Origin of the sequence: Haemophilus sputorum CCUG 13788, assembly GCF_000238795.1 — a bacterium.
In the GTDB taxonomy this organism is placed as follows: domain Bacteria; phylum Pseudomonadota; class Gammaproteobacteria; order Enterobacterales; family Pasteurellaceae; genus Haemophilus_A; species Haemophilus_A sputorum.
Genome location: NZ_AFNK01000006.1, coordinates 61,466 through 78,917, shown reverse-complemented (window position 1 = coordinate 78,917; position 17,452 = coordinate 61,466). Strand labels below are relative to the sequence as shown.

The 17,452-nt window shown below is 40.7% G+C and carries 21 protein-coding genes; 10 read left to right on the top strand and 11 right to left on the bottom strand.

Annotated features, from left to right (window positions below; translation table 11 throughout):
• Nucleotides 1-108 precede the first annotated feature (108 nt).
• Nucleotides 109-561: a DIP1984 family protein gene (locus HSP_RS0101490; RefSeq protein WP_007526687.1), complete on the bottom strand. Its 453-nt coding sequence runs from the start codon at nt 559-561 to the stop codon at nt 109-111.
• 111 nt (nt 562-672) lie between these two features.
• Here HSP_RS0101490 and lysM point away from each other — a divergent pair, with 111 nt between their 5' ends.
• The 7 genes from lysM (at nt 673) to HSP_RS0101455 (ending at nt 6,109) form a co-directional block, all read left to right on the top strand.
• The gene (gene lysM, locus HSP_RS0101485) at nt 673-1,116 is read left to right on the top strand and encodes a peptidoglycan-binding protein LysM (RefSeq protein ID WP_007526930.1); all 444 of its coding nucleotides are present in this window, start codon (nt 673-675) and stop codon (nt 1,114-1,116) included.
• A gap of 143 nt (nt 1,117-1,259) precedes the next feature.
• Nucleotides 1,260-2,561, top strand: coding sequence for a trigger factor (gene tig / locus HSP_RS0101480; protein ID WP_007526787.1), 1,302 nt, complete (start codon nt 1,260-1,262; stop codon nt 2,559-2,561).
• A 106-nt stretch (nt 2,562-2,667) separates the two neighbouring features.
• Nucleotides 2,668-3,114, top strand: a complete 447-nt coding sequence (locus HSP_RS0101475) for a rhodanese-like domain-containing protein (RefSeq protein WP_007526862.1) — start codon at nt 2,668-2,670, stop codon at nt 3,112-3,114.
• A 9-nt stretch (nt 3,115-3,123) separates the two neighbouring features.
• Entirely contained in the window at nt 3,124-3,621 is a 498-nt protein-coding gene (secB, locus tag HSP_RS0101470) for a protein-export chaperone SecB (protein ID WP_007526949.1), read from the top strand.
• A gap of 172 nt (nt 3,622-3,793) precedes the next feature.
• A complete protein-coding gene (gpsA, locus tag HSP_RS0101465) occupies nt 3,794-4,804 on the top strand; it encodes an NAD(P)H-dependent glycerol-3-phosphate dehydrogenase (protein WP_007526841.1) in 1,011 nt (336 codons plus the stop codon).
• 39 nt (nt 4,805-4,843) lie between these two features.
• A complete protein-coding gene (gene cysE, locus HSP_RS0101460; protein WP_007526671.1) occupies nt 4,844-5,659 on the top strand; it encodes a serine O-acetyltransferase in 816 nt (271 codons plus the stop codon).
• A gap of 87 nt (nt 5,660-5,746) precedes the next feature.
• Nucleotides 5,747-6,109 (top strand): DUF4870 family protein, encoded by a 363-nt coding sequence (locus HSP_RS0101455; RefSeq protein ID WP_007526940.1) that lies wholly within the window; start codon nt 5,747-5,749, stop codon nt 6,107-6,109.
• Between the two features lie 41 nt (nt 6,110-6,150).
• Here HSP_RS0101455 and tatC read toward each other — a convergent pair whose 3' ends face one another.
• From tatC to tatA, 3 genes are read right to left on the bottom strand one after another with little or no spacing between them, the layout of a single operon-like run.
• Nucleotides 6,151-6,909: a twin-arginine translocase subunit TatC gene (gene tatC / locus HSP_RS0101450; protein WP_007526851.1), complete on the bottom strand. Its 759-nt coding sequence runs from the start codon at nt 6,907-6,909 to the stop codon at nt 6,151-6,153.
• On the bottom strand, nt 6,899-7,492 hold the full coding sequence (gene tatB, locus HSP_RS0101445; RefSeq protein WP_010128243.1) for a Sec-independent protein translocase protein TatB: 594 nt from the start codon (nt 7,490-7,492) through the stop codon (nt 6,899-6,901). Before tatB ends, tatC begins: the two co-directional genes overlap by 11 nt.
• Nucleotides 7,493-7,495: 3 nt before the next feature.
• Complete coding sequence (gene tatA / locus HSP_RS0101440) at nt 7,496-7,717, bottom strand: Sec-independent protein translocase subunit TatA (protein WP_007526803.1); 222 nt, start codon at nt 7,715-7,717, stop codon at nt 7,496-7,498.
• A gap of 364 nt (nt 7,718-8,081) precedes the next feature.
• On the opposite strand from tatA, the gene corA reads away from it, so the two are divergent.
• Nucleotides 8,082-9,035: a magnesium/cobalt transporter CorA gene (gene corA, locus HSP_RS0101435; RefSeq protein ID WP_007526678.1), complete on the top strand. Its 954-nt coding sequence runs from the start codon at nt 8,082-8,084 to the stop codon at nt 9,033-9,035.
• Between the two features lie 124 nt (nt 9,036-9,159).
• Here the strand turns inward: corA and fghA are convergent, their stop codons facing one another.
• Nucleotides 9,160-9,987, bottom strand: a complete 828-nt coding sequence (gene fghA / locus HSP_RS0101430; protein ID WP_007526953.1) for an S-formylglutathione hydrolase — start codon at nt 9,985-9,987, stop codon at nt 9,160-9,162.
• 8 nt (nt 9,988-9,995) lie between these two features.
• On the bottom strand, nt 9,996-11,132 hold the full coding sequence (locus tag HSP_RS0101425) for an S-(hydroxymethyl)glutathione dehydrogenase/class III alcohol dehydrogenase (RefSeq protein ID WP_007526736.1): 1,137 nt from the start codon (nt 11,130-11,132) through the stop codon (nt 9,996-9,998).
• Between the two features lie 121 nt (nt 11,133-11,253).
• On the opposite strand from HSP_RS0101425, the gene HSP_RS0101420 reads away from it, so the two are divergent.
• On the top strand, nt 11,254-11,661 hold the full coding sequence (locus HSP_RS0101420; RefSeq protein WP_007526955.1) for a MerR family transcriptional regulator: 408 nt from the start codon (nt 11,254-11,256) through the stop codon (nt 11,659-11,661).
• Nucleotides 11,662-11,831: 170 nt separating this feature from the next.
• On the opposite strand, the gene HSP_RS0101415 is transcribed toward HSP_RS0101420, so the two are convergent.
• The 5 genes from HSP_RS0101415 to prfA all read right to left on the bottom strand — a co-directional run bounded on the left by HSP_RS0101415 (nt 11,832) and on the right by prfA (nt 15,891).
• Entirely contained in the window at nt 11,832-12,698 is an 867-nt protein-coding gene (locus HSP_RS0101415; RefSeq protein ID WP_029494985.1) for a SirB1 family protein, read from the bottom strand.
• Complete coding sequence (gene prmC / locus HSP_RS0101410; protein ID WP_007526757.1) at nt 12,695-13,564, bottom strand: peptide chain release factor N(5)-glutamine methyltransferase; 870 nt, start codon at nt 13,562-13,564, stop codon at nt 12,695-12,697. The genes HSP_RS0101415 and prmC overlap by 4 nt, the downstream gene beginning before the upstream one ends.
• A 6-nt stretch (nt 13,565-13,570) precedes the next feature.
• Nucleotides 13,571-14,143, bottom strand: coding sequence for an META domain-containing protein (locus HSP_RS0101405; protein ID WP_244263558.1), 573 nt, complete (start codon nt 14,141-14,143; stop codon nt 13,571-13,573).
• 66 nt (nt 14,144-14,209) lie between these two features.
• Nucleotides 14,210-14,767 carry a hypothetical protein gene (locus HSP_RS0101400; protein WP_010128241.1) on the bottom strand — a complete coding sequence of 186 codons (558 nt, stop codon included), beginning with the start codon at nt 14,765-14,767 and terminating at the stop codon, nt 14,210-14,212.
• A gap of 41 nt (nt 14,768-14,808) precedes the next feature.
• Entirely contained in the window at nt 14,809-15,891 is a 1,083-nt protein-coding gene (gene prfA, locus HSP_RS0101395; protein ID WP_007526922.1) for a peptide chain release factor 1, read from the bottom strand.
• 206 nt (nt 15,892-16,097) lie between these two features.
• On the opposite strand from prfA, the gene dnaA reads away from it, so the two are divergent.
• Nucleotides 16,098-17,441 carry a chromosomal replication initiator protein DnaA gene (dnaA, locus tag HSP_RS0101390; RefSeq protein ID WP_029494984.1) on the top strand — a complete coding sequence of 448 codons (1,344 nt, stop codon included), beginning with the start codon at nt 16,098-16,100 and terminating at the stop codon, nt 17,439-17,441.
• Nucleotides 17,442-17,452 lie beyond the last annotated feature (11 nt).

Here is a 17,452-nt window from a genome sequence, read left to right as displayed (position 1 = left end):
TACAGAGCGACACGATAAATAAAGTGAGATTGCTCTTCATCTCGATGAATAAATTTGCTATCCCTTAAGCGAGGTCGTATTCGCCTTGAAATTGAAACACCAAATTGATTAAATTTCAGTCAGCCAGTTTGCTTGCTGAATTTGCGTATCAAGTTGGCGCAGTGATTTAGCTAATTCATCAATTTGCTTGCGAAGTGCTTGAATATCCACAGCCGCGAGCATTTTGATTTCGCTATGGCTATAGCGATCCATGGTTGGCATGGCTGCATTAGCAAGGTCAAGCAAAGCAGCATGTTCGGTTTTAAGACGATCGCGTTGAGCCAGTGCTTCAACCATATTCATGCCATTTTCAAGCGTCACCTGATGATTAGCCACGTTAATTTTGACGACCCAATTGGCAAGAGCCAAGCTTGTTTGATGATATTCAATCAGTAATTGTGCGGGCGATTCAGCAGGCGATTCGCCTTCTTGATATTGCGCATTTTGGATTAAACGCTGTTTTAATTGCGCTAAACGGCGTTGTAAATCCGCACGTTCAATGAGTGCTTCTGCGAGTTTCATTTGTATTCTCCTCATCACAGACTTTTACAATACTCTAACATAAGGATGACATATTTTCGATAAAATGGTGGTAAAATTAACTCCCTTTCAGCAAAAAATGAGGATGCAAAAATGGGCTTATTTGATTTTGTTTCAAACATTGGTAACAAATTATTCAACAAAGAAGAAGAAGCTTCTTCTGCAGTTACTGCGCATTTAAATGCCGATAATCCAGGCGTTGAAAATGTAGAAGTGAAAGTTGAAAATGGTATTGCGAGTATTACTGGTGTGGCAGCAACAGCGGCAGCAGTTGAAAAAGCGGTATTGATGACAGGTAACATTGCTGGTATTGCAAGCGTAAATATCGACAATTTACAAATTGCAAACGGTGAGTCACTTGGTAGCGATGATGAGTTTTATGTGATTGAGAAAGGGGATACCCTTTGGAAGATCTCTGAAAAAGCTTACGGCAATGGCGCAAAATATACGGCGATTGTTGATGCGAATAAAGAAGTGATCAAAGATGCGGATAAGATCTTCCCAGGTCAAAAAATCCGTATTCCAAAAGGATTATAATCAATGATATAGAAGCGGGGCGTGTTGAAGACACGCTCCGTTTTTTTATGGTTTTTGTGGCAAAGGCTTGCCAGATCTTCTTTTGATGAGTACAATGATTGTCTATTTTTGTATCTAATAATATATCTCATTGAGGTTTAAGAATGTCAATTTCTATCGAAACTTTAGAAGGCTTACAACGCCGCGTTACTATCACTGTGCCAGCAGACAAAATCGAAGCAGCATATAAAGAGCAATTAAAAGGCTATGCAAAAAATGCACGCGTAGATGGTTTCCGTAAAGGTAAAGTGCCACACTCAATCATCGAACAACGTTTCGGTTTAGCAGCACGTCAAGACGTGTTATCTGATGAAATGCAACGCGCATTCTTCGAAGGCGTAATGGCAGAAAAAATTGCCCTAGCAGGCCGTCCGACATTCACACCAAACAACTATCAACCAGGTCAAGATTTCTCTTTCTCTGCAACTTTTGAAGTATTCCCAGAAGTAGAATTAAAAGGCTTAGAAAACATTGAAGTTGAAAAACCAGTTGTTGAAATCACAGAAGCAGATTTAGACAAAATGGTTGATGTATTACGCAAACAACAAGCAACTTGGGCTGAATCTCAAGAAGCAGCGAAAGCAGAAGATCGCGTTGTTATCGACTTCGTAGGTTCTGTAGATGGTGAAGAGTTTGAAGGCGGTAAAGCAACTGATTTCGCACTTGCAATGGGTCAAGGTCGTATGATCCCTGGTTTCGAAGAGGGTATCGTTGGCCACAAAGCGGGTGAACAATTTGATATTGATGTGACTTTCCCAGCAGATTACCATTCAGAAAACTTAAAAGGTAAAGCAGCGAAATTCGCAATTATCTTGAAAAAAGTAGAAAACATTGTATTACCTGAATTAACTGAAGAATTCGTGAAAAAATTCGGTAACGCAAAATCAGTTGAAGATTTACGCGCAGAAATTAAGAAAAACATGCAACGTGAATTGAAAAATGCAGTGACTGCACGTGTGAAAAACCAAGTTATCAATGGTTTAATCGCACAAAATGATATTGAAGTACCAGCGGCAGCAATCGCGGAAGAAGTGGATGTATTACGTCAACAAGCGGTTCAACGTTTTGGTGGTAAACCAGAAATGGCAGCACAATTACCAGCTGAATTATTTGAAGCAGATGCAAAACGCCGTGTTCAAGTAGGTTTATTACTTTCAAATGTAATCAGCCAAAACGAATTAAAAGTCGATGAAGCACGCGTTGAAGCAATGATCGCAGATATCGCATCAGCATACGAACAACCAGCTGAAGTGGTAGAATACTATGCGAAAAACCGTCAATTAACTGAAAACATCCGTAATGTGGTGTTAGAAGAGCAAGCGGTTGATGCTGTACTTGAAAAAGCGAAAGTAACAGATAAAGCACTTTCTTTTGATGAGTTAATGCAATCTCAAGTTCAAGCTTAATCTTTCATAAATTGCCTTCATATTGAGGGAAAATGACACACAAGCGGTGGATTTGCGCAAAAGTTTTGCAAAATCCGACCGCTTGAATTTCACAGAGAGAGGAACAATGGACTTAACATTTACTCAGCAACTACAACAATTTGTTAGCCATCATCCTGTGATGGTGATGGCGTGGGTAGGTATCTTCTGCGCAGTTTTGATGAATTTCTATAAAGGCGCAACCAGTAAATATCGCGTAATTAACAACGCGATTGCGACCCAATTGGTTAATAATTCTGATGGTGTTGTAGTGGATTTGCGTTCAGATGATGAATTTAAAGCAGGACATTTAGTCGGTAGCGTACATTTGTTACCAAGCGAAATTAAAGCGAATAATGTTCATCAAATCGACAAATACAAAGATCGCCCAGTTATTTTATTAGATGCTAATGGCTTTAGCGCGACCAAAAGTGCTGAGCTATTAACCAAACAAGGTTTCAACCAAGTTTATGTATTAAAAGAAGGGATGGTTGGCTGGAAAGCAGAAAACTTACCGACTGTGAAAAAGAAATAAGGACACATTATGGCTGAAGAGAATCAAGTAGCAGAAAATACCGAACAAACCCCGGTAGAATTCCAAATTCAACGTATTTATATCAAAGATGTTTCATTCGAGGCGCCAAACCTTCCAACGATTTTCCATCAAGAATGGAAACCGCAGTTAGGCTTTGAGTTAGATACTGAAACTGTTCAAGTAGATGAAGATCTTTATGAAGTTGCATTACACATGACGGTGAGCACAACTTTAGAAGATAGCGGTGATACTGCATTTATCTGCGAAGTGAAACAAGCAGGTGTGTTCACTATTAAAGGATTAGAAGGCATTCAATTACAACACGCATTAGCGTCACAATGCCCGACAATCTTATTCCCTTATGCACGTGAATTGATTTCAAGCTTAGTGAATCGTGGCACTTTCCCAGCATTAAACTTATCGCCGGTAAACTTTGATGCACTTTTCGTAGATTATTTAGAGCGCCAAGCGGCGGCTGAACAAAGCGACGAAACAGCGGTAAACTAATTTCTTATTGATAAAAGGGTATGCGTAATTTGCGCATACCCTTTTTTCTTTATGCTGGCAGTCATAAGGTTTTTTGATACAATGCCAACCATTCCCGCCTTTGAGCGGCACTTTTATTCTCGGCAAGCGGTCATTTTTTTATGATTTTTTGCCAAGCTTTTAAGGAGAATCTATGACTTCAACCTATTCTGCACCGGTCACGGTATTAGGTGCTGGTTCTTATGGTACAGCCTTAGCGATTGCCCTTTCTCGTAATGGTCACCAAACCTATTTATGGGGGCATCTGCCTGAAACAATGGCAGTATTAGCCCGTGAGCGTACCAACCAAGCATTCTTGCCTGGCATTCCTTTTCCTGATGCTTTAACGATTGAATCTGATTTAGCGCAAGCTTTAGCTAAATCTCGCGATATTTTGGTCGTCGTGCCAAGCCATGTATTTGCTGAAGTGTTGAATAATATTAAGCCATTGATTCGCCCTGATCACCGTATTATGTGGGCAACCAAAGGGCTAGAGCGCGACACGGGGCGTTTACTACAAACCGTAGCAGAAGAAATTCTTGGAAAAGAACACGCCCTAGCGGTGCTTTCTGGCCCAACATTTGCAAAAGAATTAGCGGCAGGTATGCCAACAGCCATTGCATTGGCTTCTAATGATCCGGTTTTTGCTGATGAAATGCAGCAACGTATTCACTGTTCAAAAGCATTCCGCGTTTATATTAACCATGATATGACGGGGGTGCAGCTTGGTGGGGCGATTAAAAACGTTATCGCGATTGGCGCAGGGATTTCTGATGGAATGGGCTTTGGTGCGAATGCTAGAACAGCATTGATTACCCGAGGATTAGCAGAAATTAGCCGTTTAGGGGCTTCATTAGGGGCTGATCCAAAAACCTTTATGGGAATGGCGGGGCTAGGTGATTTAGTGTTAACTTGTACCGATAACCAATCACGTAACCGTCGTTTCGGTTTAGCTTTAGGGCAAGGGCAATCTGCAGAACAAGCTATGGCGGAAATCGGACAGGTTGTGGAAGGTTTCTATAACACCAAAGAAGCTTACTTGTTAGCACAAGCGCAAGGCGTAGAAATGCCGATTGTTGAGCAAATCTACCAAATGCTGTTTGAAGGCAAAAATGCGCATGATGTCGTGAAATCTCTGCTAGGCCGTGAGCGAAAAGGCGAATAAGCGGTCGGATTTTGTGAATTTTTTGCAAAAGGAAATGAAATGACACAAACAGAATTAGATCAAATTTGGCAAGCTATTCGTCAAGAAGCGCATCAGTTGGTAGAAAGTGAACCGATGTTAGCTAGTTTCTTCCATGCCACCATTTTAAAGCATAGCCATCTAGGGGGCTCGTTAAGCTATATTCTGGCGAATAAACTGGCAAATCCAATTATGCCTGCCATTGCGCTGAAAGAGATTATTGAAGAGGCTTACCAAGCTAATCCGAGCATTATTATGAGTGCAGCGTGTGATATTGATGCGGTTAGAACGCGAGATCCAGCGGTAGATAAATGGACAACACCATTACTTTATCTTAAAGGATTCCACGCTTTGCAAAGCTATCGGGTGACCCATTATCTCTGGAAACAAGGTCGCCAAGCATTAGCTGTTTATCTGCAAAATGAAATCTCGGTTGCTTTTGATGTGGATATTCATCCTGCTGCTCGTGTGGGGTGTGGGATTATGTTTGACCATGCAACAGGTATTGTGGTGGGTGAAACTGCAGTGATTGAAAATGATGTGTCGATTCTACAAGGCGTTACGTTAGGCGGAACGGGCAAAGAACACGGTGATCGTCATCCAAAAATCCGAGAGGGGGTGATGATTGGCGCAGGTGCCAAAATTTTAGGAAATATTGAAATTGGTCAATATGCCAAAATTGGTGCGAATTCTGTGGTGTTGCAGCCTGTGCCTGATCATGCTACTGCGGCAGGTGTGCCAGCGCGTATTATTAGTCAGTCTGCTGAGCAAAAACCAGCCTTTGAGATGAATCAATACTTTGAATATATTCAAGGCATGGATGGTGAGGGGATTTAATTCTCCCAAAATGAATGACTTTACAAGCGGTCAAATTTTGGTAAAGTTTTGCTAAAATCAGACCGCTTGTCTATTTAAGGAGGCTTTATGCAAGAAGAATTTTCACCTCAACCTTCATTAGAAAAACAACGTAACCTCATGTACCTTTTATACGGTTTGTTTGGGTTAGGCATGATTTTCGGGGGATTGCCTACGTTAATTGGCGTCATTCTTGCTTATATTAGACGTGATGAATTGATTCATACCTATTACCACGATCATATTAACTATTTAATTCGTACTTTTTGGGGCGTAGTTATTGGGATGTTGATTGGCGGACTACTTACCTTTATTTTCATCGGCGTGCTTATTATTTGGGCGGCAGGAATTTGGTACATTTTCCGTGTTGTTTATGGCTTCATTAAGTTGATGGATAACCAAAGTGTCACACCGACAGGATGGTTAAAATAAGACAAAAAAATGCGCACTTAACTAAGTGCGCATTTTTGTTATTAAGATTGGCTTTCTTGTGAAGGCTCTTCGGTAGATTCTTCTCGTGGTTTATAGAATCTGGCACAGATAACGCCCACTTCAAACAGCAAGCACATTGGAATGGCTAGCAAGGTTTGAGAAAAAACATCTGGTGGAGTGAGTATCATACCGATGACAAATGCCGCGACCACAATATAAGGGCGTTTTGCTTTAAGATCATCAGGTGTCGTTATGCCTGCCCAACAGAGTAAGATAATTGCCACAGGGACTTCAAAACAGATACCAAAAGCGATAAAGATAGTCAGAACGAAATCTAAATAGCTACTAATATCTGTTGCCATTTGTACGCCTTCCGGTGTGGTGCTCGTTAAGAAACTGAACACTAATGGGAAAACGACATAATAGGCAAAAGCCACACCAGCATAAAAGAGCAAAGTACTGGAAACCAATAGTGGGTAAATCAATCGTTTTTCATGCTTGTATAAGGCTGGTGCAACGAAAGCCCAAACTTGATACAAAATAAAAGGCACGGAAAGAAAGATTGCCACAACACCCGTTAATTTAATGGGTGTAAAAAATGGCGTTGCCACGCTGGTGGCAATCATTGTTGCCCCTTTTGGCAGATTGTCAGTTAATGGCGCAGCAAGTAGGCTATAAATATCGTTTGCCCAAAATACCAAGCCACAAAAAACGACTAATATGAAAATGAAAATTCTTAATAGTCGGTTTCGAAGTTCCACCAAATGCGCAATTAACGGTTGGGATTGATCAGCTTGCATGCGGTTTATCCTCCGATTTTGGTGCTTCAAAATCATCTGGTGAGTAGTAAGCTGAAAGCTGCGCGGCTAACTTTTCTTCATCTAATTCTGCCATTTCGGCAATATCAGCTGCAGAAGTCGTGTTTTCTTCTTGCACTTGTGCCGTTTCCACTTCATTGTTTTCTGCATTCTCTGCAACAAGCGGTGGAGTTTCTTCGCTATTTTGCGAATGTGCAGTTTCTTCTTGTGCAATTTTTGCTTGAATTTCCGCAACTTGTTCATCAGTCAACTTACGAATTTCACCTTCAGTTTGATTCAGTGAAGACTGCATTTGCTGAGCAGATTGTTTAAGATCTTCAACCGTTTTACTTAATTCTGGCGAAAGTGCACTCAGATTTAAGGCTTCTGCTTTTTTTATGCTTTCTTGTAACTCTTTTAATTTGAGCTCTTGGGCAAGTTCATTTTGCACGTTCGCCGCTAGTCCTCGAATGGTTCTAATCCATCCCATGACTGTTTTTATCGCTACCGGTAAGCGTTGCGGCCCTAATACGACTAAGCCTACAACGAATACCAAAAGTAATTCTTGAAAGCTGATATCAAACACGGATTATGCCTGCTCTTTTTCTTTTGCTTTTTGTTCTGCACTTTCAGCGGCTTTTGATTCTACTTTTTCAAAGCTAGCATCTTGTGGTTTTTCTTCAGACATTGCTTTTTTAAAGCCTTTTACGGATTCGCCTAAATCTGAACCTAATGAGCGCAGTTTTTTCGTTCCGAATAGTAATACAACGATAGCAATAATAATCAGAAGTTGTGGCATGCTAATACCCATAGTGAATTCCTCTTAATTTAAATTAGAAAATAATTGCGTTTCGATTATACGCTGAATTGTTTGAAATAAAAAGCAACGAAAAACATACATTGTGGAGTTTAGCGCTCAGTTAGCTAGATTTAGCAAAAATTCTTTGAAAATAGACCGCTTGATTGCCTTTTTCTTGACTCATTTGCTGAACCTCTGTAGTATTTGCGCCGTTATTTTTACTTGAGGATTATACATTTTGGACAGCCATAGTCGATACTTTGCATTTTAACCCGCCTTGTCCGCCTCAAGATGCCGACTTGGTCGGTACCGCTCGCCTAGTATTTTTCCTTTTGTTCATTTTGTTCATCACCTCCTAACTCTATGGAGAAATGAAATGATTCGCGCTTTTGCATTAGAACACGCCCATCTCATTAGTATTGATGATACCTCTCGCGATCAGCTTAATGATGCGATTTGGATTGATTTAATCGACCCTAGTGATGATGAACGTAGCGTATTAAAACTCGGACTAGACCAAACCCTTGCTGAAGAACATGAATTAGAAGACTTAGAAGCTTCTGCACGTTTTTTTGAAGATGAAGACGGGTTACATCTACACTCATTTTTTTATTGCCTTGATGATGATGGTTATGCGGATATTGCAACCGTCGCATTTACCATTCGTGATGGGCGTTTATTTACCTTGCGTGAACGTGATTTACCTGCATTTCGTCTTTATCGAATGCGTTCACGTCGTATGAAATTGATTGATAGCAATGCTTATGAATTGTTGTTAGATCTATTTGAAACCAAAATCGAGCAGCTTGCTGATGTCATTGAAACCGTTTACTCAGACTTAGAAAATTTAAGCCATGTGATTTTGAATGGTAAACAGCAAGGCGATAGCCTTAATGAAGCGCTTTCTGATTTAACTGAATTAGAAGATGTCAGTTCGAAAGTACGCCTCTGTTTGATGGATACCCAACGTGCACTAAGTTTCTTATTACGCAAAACTCGTTTGCCAAATAATCAGCTAGAGCAAGCACGAGATATCATGCGAGATATTGAATCTTTGCAACCACATAATGAATCACTATTCCAAAAAGTGAATTTCTTGATGCAAGCAGCGATGGGTTTCATCAATATTGAACAGAACCGTATTATGAAATTCTTCTCGGTGGTCTCAGTGATGTTCCTACCAGCAACGTTGGTGGCATCGACCTACGGAATGAACTTTGAGTTTATGCCAGAGCTACATTTCCAATATGGTTACCCGATGGCAATTGGGTTAATGATTCTCGCGGCAGCGACACCTTATGTTTACTTTAAACGAAAAGGGTGGCTTTAGACTAAATAAAACCTGCCCCTTAATCGGTTGGAAGTTTAGTCCAACTGATTAAGGGGCTGATTACTTTTCACCGACTAACCTCATTAACTAATCGAAAAGCTTTGGAAACAGGCCACGCTTTTACTTACTTCAAAAATGCCGCATGATAGGCAATATGCTCACCAATAAAACTGGCGATGAAGTAATAGCTATGATCGTAGCCTTTGTGGAAGCGCACATCGGCCGGTTGATTTGCCGCACGACAGGTTTCGATAAAATCTTCGGTACGCAATTGTGTTGGCAAAAACTCATCTTCCAAGCCCTGATCAATGCGCATACCTTGCACTTTACAGCCTTGTTGGATGAGCGAGCCGGCATCATATTGCTGCCATTTTTCGCGATCTTTTCCTAAATAGGCAGAAAAGGCTTTTTCTCCCCAAGGCACAAGGCTTGGCGACAAAATGGGCGAAAAGGCAGAAACACTTTGATAACGTTCCCGGTTTCGTAGTGCCAATACCAATGCGCCGTGTCCGCCCATTGAATGCCCCATAATGGAACGTTTGCCGTTGGTAGGAAATTTTTCCTCAATCAGACTAGGCAACTCATTCAAAATATAATCATACATTTGATAATTCGTCGCCCAAGGCTGCTCGGTCGCATTAAGATAAAAGCCTGCACCTTGCCCTAAATCGTAAGCCGCATCGTTCGGCACTTGCTCTCCGCGAGGGCTGGTATCGGGGGCAACCACAATCACTTGATGTTCTGCCGCATAACGCTGAAAGCCTGACTTGGTAATGAAATTTTGTTCCGTACACGTTAAACCGGAAAGCCAATAAATCACACCAAGCGGTCGATTTTCCTGATTATTTGGCAAATAGACGGCAAATTTCATTTCGCATTGAAGCGTTTGGGCATCATGTGCCCAAACTTGCTGCAAACCGCCAAAAATTTGATGTTGTTCAATCAGTTTCATCGCGTACCTTAGTAATGAATAACCGTGCGGATCGATTTACCCTCGTGCATTAACTCAAAGGCTTCATTGATTTGTTCGAGTGTCATTGTGTGAGTCACAAACGGTTCTAACTGGATGTCGCCTTTCATTGAATCTTCCACCATTTTCGGAAGTTCAGAGCGACCTTTCACGCCACCAAATGCGGAGCCTTTCCAAACACGACCTGTGACCAACTGGAACGGACGAGTTGAAATTTCTTGTCCTGCACCCGCTACACCGATGATAATGGATTGTCCCCAACCACGGTGTGCACTTTCTAATGCTTGACGCATTACATTTACGTTACCGATACATTCAAAGGTGTGGTCAATGCCCCATTTGTTAATGTCTAACAACACATCTTTGATCGGTTTATCGTAATCGTTCGGATTTAAACAATCCGTTGCACCAAACTGTTTTGCCAACTCGAATTTTGAAGGATTGGTATCAATGGCGATAATACGACCGGCTTTGGCTTGACGCGCACCTTGCACCACTGCCAAACCAATTGCCCCTAAGCCAAACACGGCAACAGAGTCGCCTTCTTGTACTTTTGCTGTGTTATGCACCGCTCCAATACCCGTGGTAACGCCACAGCCGAGCAAACATACTTGTTCATGGTTGGCTTCTGGATTGATTTTCGCTAGTGAAACTTCTGCAACAACTGAGTATTCACTGAAGGTTGAACAGCCCATATAGTGATAGATCGGCTGATCTTGATAAGAAAAACGCGTTGTGCCATCTGGCATTAAGCCTTTACCTTGTGTATCACGCACTGAGACGCATAAGTTGGTTTTACCTGAACGACAAAACTCACATTCGCCACATTCTGCGGTATAAAGCGGAATAACGTGATCGCCTGGTTTTACGCTTAACACGCCTTCACCCACAGCAACGACTACACCCGCACCTTCGTGTCCAAGCACCACTGGGAATACGCCTTCAGGATCACTTCCTGATAACGTAAATGCATCAGTATGACACACACCTGTGTGAGTGTTGCGGATTAGCACTTCGCCTTTGCGGGGCATTTCTACGTCGATTTCTACAATTTGTAAGGGTTGATTTGGGGCGAATGCTACCGCCGCACGAGATTTAATTGTTGAGTTGATTTGTTTAATTTCCATTGTTTTTCCTCTTAATTCATTGACAAAGTTGCCTTGCATAAGCAAGATAATGACAGTTTACACTTTAGAGCTCACTCTAAGGCAAGCATTTTTTGCAACTTTTTATTTGGAAGGAAGGGAAATGACTTACACCACCGCTAAAGCTGCCGAAAAAATCGGTATTTCTGCCCACACTTTACGCTTTTACGACAAAGAGGGCTTATTGCCTAACGTTGGACGCGATGAACACGGCAATCGCCGTTTTACTGATAACGACTTGCAATGGTTGAGTTTATTACAATGCTTAAAAAATACAGGCATGAGCCTAAAAGACATCAAACGCTTCGCTGAATGTACCACCATTGGTGACGATACCATTGACGAACGCCTTGCATTATTTGAAAGCCAAACGGAAAATGTAAAGTGTCAAATTGCCGAATTAAAACGCTATTTAAACTTGCTGGAATACAAGTTAGCATTTTATCAAAAAGCCAAAGCACTAGGCTCGGTGGAAGCTGTGAATTTGCCACAGATTCCTGAAACGACCTAAAAAGGCAAAAGAGTGGGCAAATCACGGTATTACAAAGAATTTTGCAAGAGGCTTTTGCAAAAGCTAACTAAAAATAGACCGCTTTTTTAAGCCTCTTATAGTTATTACACCAAACACTTCGCTGTGGAATAAAAGCTCATTTTTTAGGTGTGAATTGTATTTTCCACAGGTTAGTGGAGTGAGTTTTGTTTAGATTTGCGCTCTAAGCCTTGAATTTCATTTTTTAATATCATGGCAGAAGGGTCTTCTGGACACTGATCAATAAAATAGCTTAAATCTTCATAAGCGGCTTGATAGCAATCCATGCTAGCAAGCACCATGCCACGGTCTCGAATTTCATATGGATCTTCAGGCGAGAAGATCAATCGGTATTCAATTAAGCGTAATGCCGCTTCAAATTTCTGTTCTTTGGTAAGCGCCATTTTAAATAGCATTTCCACTCTCTCGAGCAACTCTGCAGGCTCAGCTCGGCGCAAGTTATCAGGTGTGACCGTTACCCCAAAATGCGCTTCTGCCATCAGCCATTTTTCTAATTCTTCAACACTGACGTAATCGCCTTGCCATGGATTGATAAAACGGGTTTCTCGTCTGCCATCAGCGTGTGTTAATTCAGCACGAAGAATCAGTTGCGTTGGAAAATTTACTGCAAAAATCGGTAAATCCAGTGAAGCAGCAAGGTAAAGCACAATCGCAGCCATGGAAATAGGCATTCCTTTTCGCTCACTTAATACTTTATGCAGCAAAATGCAATTGCTGTTGAAATAACCTTCCGGTTCACAATGAAAGCCTAAAGTGTGATAGACAAACTCAATGAGCTGCTCAACACGCGTTTGGCAATCTTCTGCGGTCACAGCCAATTTCGCTTTGCGTACCAATGGCGACATTTTGGCAATAATTTGTTTATCAGAAATTTCATCATCCACTAAAGCGGAAAGACGGCGCATTTCTTGAAACAGATATTTTTGAGTTTCAGTTTGGCTGATTTGTCCTTCATTTGAGGAGATTTCTTTTAAAAGTTGTTCAATAATATCCATTATTTTGTCTGTTCTGCTTTGGTAATTCGGTCTTGCCCACCGTAATCTTGCATAGATTGAACTTCAACCCAGCCATTTTCACGAAATAAAGATTGTACCGCATTTGCTTGTTGCCAGCCATGTTCTAAAAAGAGTGCGCCTTTCGCATTTAAATATGCAGGGGCATGGCAAATAATATGGGCTAAATCACTTAATCCTTGGTTATTTGCCACCAATGCAGTTAAGGGCTCAAAACGAACATCGCCTTCGTTGAGATGGCTGTCTTCTGCATCAATGTAGGGTGGATTACTCACAATAAGGTCAAAGCTACGATTTTCAAGGGCGCTAAACCAATTGCTTTGTAAAAATGCGACATTATGCAAACCTAAATTGGCTTGGTTTTCTTGTGCAAGTGCCACAGCTTCAGCTTTAAAATCAACGCCGATGATATGTGCTTTTTCGCCTAATTCGTGAGCCAGTGCAAGCGCAATTGCGCCTGTGCCAGTGCCTAAATCTAAAATTTGCAAATGTGCTTGCGTTTTTAACCGCTTGTTAGCCCAATTTAGTGTCTGTTCAACCAAACATTCGGTATCAGGGCGAGGAATCAGCGTATGCGGTGAGGTTTTTAAAGTAAGAGACCAAAATTCTTTCTCACCTAAGATATAGGCCATCGGCTCCCCTTGCACACGTCGCGCTAATAATGTGGCAAGTTGTACAGTTTCAGATTCCGTTAATTCTGTTTCGCCAAAGGCAAAAATAGCTGATTTCGATCGTTTTGTGACCGCTTGTAATAGCAAATTTGCATCGGTTTTAGGATTAAGATAAGGATCGGTGGCTTTATTAGGCGCTAAAGCGTTTATCGCAAAGGCTAACCAGTCGGTGTAGTTCATAAATAATTATTGATCTAAAGTTTTTTCATCAAGTTTCTTTTCAGTTATACATTTTCCATGACGAGAGTAGTGAGAAGAAATTTTTTGCTTAAATGTAAACTCGTTTGGGGTAAATGCTGAAATGGTGACTTCTGTTGGTTCGAGCTCTTCCGGTTTATAAGGTTGCCCTTTATAATTTGAATGCATTTCTCGCGCGATGTCTATGATTTCCGCTTTTTTACTCATTATTCCGATTAAGTCTGCAATATTGTTATTATTTTCTAAGAAATGCACAAAATAAAAGAGTTTATTGCCAACAATTTTCCAGCTTCCTAATTCATGAAAATGAAGTTTTAACGCTTTATCGTCTTTTGGGTAGAAGAGAGCAGTATTCATATATTCGTTATTATTTGTCGCTGGGTTTACAGTTTTATCATAAAACTCTAATGTTTCAAGAATACGAATATTTGTGCCTGAAATCTCTGATTGGCAAACCCACATCTGGTTCATTAAATCCTTTTCTTTTATGTTTATTTTATTGGGGTTTGTACAACCTAATAAAAGAAATAATGTTGCAAGGGAAAAGAGATATTTTTTCATATTTTGCGTTATGTAAGATTTAAAGAAAAAGCACAGCTAAGGCTGTGCTTCTCACTAGCATAGAGATTAGTTTGCGATTGGACGTGAGCAGTGGCCAGTGCGCTCAGTATTTCCAACAGTTTGGCTAATAGTAAAGCGATGTTGAGAGAAGTTGCTCACTTTTAGCATAATTGGTTTTTGGTTAGCTTTAGACATTTGTGCTTTTACGCTTGAAAAGTATTCTTTTTCCATTGCTTGTACGTCTTTGTCGCTATTGATGTTATTTAACATAGCATCAGTATGCGCACGTTTTACTGAACTTTTCTTAAACACATACGCGAGCGTATTGTTAGCAAACGACCAAGTACCATCACGGGTTACTTCAAATTGGAATGCAGGGTTTTCTTTTGGCATTGCAATCAAACCAACGTATTTTGCAACACCATCTTCGCCTAGATTAACTTGGTTTGAGCTTCCAACTTTGCCACCATCCATTTCACAGTTCCATCTGCCAACAAAATGTTTTGCGGTTAATGTATCTACTGAAGTTTGTGGTTGTGAAGTTGTTGTGCTAGTCCCTGATTGCGTAAAAAGGTGACAGCCACTGAGTAAAGAAATACTTGCAACTAATAATAGTTTTTTCATAACAGTTCCTAATAAAGTAAATAAAAAGGGTAGCCCTTTAATTATGGATTTTCAGATAAAGCAGCTAATTGATCTGCTTGGTATTCGGTAATAATTGGCTGAATAAGTTCATCAATTTTACCGTTCATTACTTCATCTAAACGATAAACCGTTAAGTTGATTCTGTGATCGGTAACACGGCCTTGTGGATAGTTGTATGTTCGGATCTTATCTGAACGGTCTCCCGAGCCTAATAAATTACGGCGTGTATCTGCTTGTTCTGCCGCTTGACGCTCTTGTTCAACTTGTACAATACGAGATGCTAATACGGCTAACGCTTTTGCCTTATTTTTATGTTGTGAACGCTCGTCTTGGCATTCAACGACAATCCCTGTTGGAATATGCGTAATACGTACCGCTGAGTCAGTGGTATTAACGTGCTGACCACCTGCACCAGATGAACGGTAAGTATCAATACGTAAATCTGCAGGGTTGATTTCAGGCATTTCAGACTCTGGCAATTCTGGCATTACAGCGACAGTACACGCAGAAGTGTGAATACGGCCTTGCGATTCAGTTTTTGGTACGCGTTGAACACGATGACCGCCTGATTCAAATTTCAGTTGACCATAAACACCTTCACCTGAAATTTTTACGATAATTTCTTTATATCCACCTTGCTCGCTTTCGTTGGCAGACATTTCTTCAATTCGCCAGCGTTTGCTTTCACAATAACGGCTATACATACGATATAAATCGCCAGCGAAAATCCCAGCTTCATCACCACCTGTACCGGCACGAATTTCTAAGAATGCGTTATATTCGTCGTTTGGATCTTTCGGTAGCAATAAAATTTGTAAGTGTTGTTCTAAATTTTCGATCTCAGCTTTATTTTCGGCAATTTCTTCTGCTGCCATATCTTTCATATCCGGATCGTCTAAAAGCAGTTGAGCCTCTTCAATATCGTTGTTGAGTTTTTTCCAACGATTGAAAGTGCCAACCACTTCTTCAAGTTGAGAATATTCTTTCGAATAAGCACGGAATTTGTCTTGATCGCTAATTACTGAAGCATCACCTAATAAGGCTTGAAGCTCTTCATGGCGCTCACTTAAACTGTCTAATTTACTGATAATAGAGTCTTTCATTCTTGATATATGTTAATAAAGGAGAACTAAAAATTGCGCATATTGTAACGGAAATTTGATGAAATTGCTTGTAGAAAGTCACGTGCGCATTTAAACGATAAGATCCGCCCGCAAAATTTAAATGCAAGCGGTCGTTTTTTGTGAAAATTTTGCAAGATCTCCACAAGATTTTCGGGTATTATACCCAATCTTTTCACAACAAATTTTTGGAGCAAAACGTGTCTTCTCTTTGGGCTGATTGTTTACATCATTTACAAACCAAAGTCTCACCAACAGACTATAATACTTGGCTTCGCCCATTACAGGCGAGTTTTGCCAATGGAGAGCTCACACTTTATGCGCACAACCAATTTGTTGAGAACTGGGTAAAAGACAAATTTCTTGCCGAAATTATCGATCTCGCTCGTTTTTTATCAAAAAATGAAGGGTTAAAGGTGTCGATCGAAGTTGGGATTAAACCAGTCGAATCAAGCCGATCTGTTCAAATTGAATCCATCGTGCAAAAGCCAGAAAGTGGATTGCGCACAGGAATTGATACCAACCAAAACTTTGATAATTTCGTTCAAGGACGATCTAATCAACTGGCAAAAGCAATTGCGCAACAAGTAGTGAGTGATTTAGGGCAGACACATTGCAATCCTTTCTCGCTATATGCCGGTACCGGTTTAGGAAAAACCCATTTATTACATGCTATCGGTAATGCGTTGTTACAGCGCTCACCGAATCTGCGCGTGCTTTATATTCACTCTGAACGTTTTTATCGCGATATTTTAAAAGCGATCAACACTAGCAGTGTGGAAGCGGATAAACTCAAAAAATTCTATCGTTCGCTTGATGTGTTGATGATTGATGATATTCAATTTTTAGCAGATAAACCGAAAGTACAAGAAGAATTTTTACACCTGTTCAATGCGTTATTAGAGCAGAGAAAGCAGATCGTGCTGACTTCGAATATTTTCCCGAAAAATATAGAAGGCATTGATCCAGCCATTAAATCTCGTTTGAGTTGGGGGATCAGTTCTACGATTGAACCACCAGAATTAGAAACGCGTGTCGCTATTTTACGTAAAAAAGCAGAAGACCGTGGCGCGGAAATTTCTGATGATGCTACTTATATGATGGCGCAAAAACTCCGTACCAATGTGCGTGAGTTAGAAGGCGCACTGAATAAATTGATTGCATGGCAGAAATGGAAACAACAGCCGATTACCGTAGATACGGTGCGTGAAACCTTACGCGATCTGTTTGCGTCATACGATCATTTAATTACGATTGAAAATATTCAGCGTGTTGTGGCAGAGTATTACAATATTAAGTTAGCGGATATTAAATCCAAACTTCGTACCCGCTCAGTGGCTCGCCCACGTCAGATGGCAATGGCTTTGGCTAAAGAGCTAACGAACCATAGCTTACCTGAAATTGGCCGCGAATTTGGTGGACGCGATCACACCACCGTGATGCATGCATGTAAAGCAATTAACAAGCTGCGTGAAAGTGAAAGCAGCATACAAGAAGATTATACTAATTTAACCAGAAAACTTTCTTCCTAGACAACATAGGC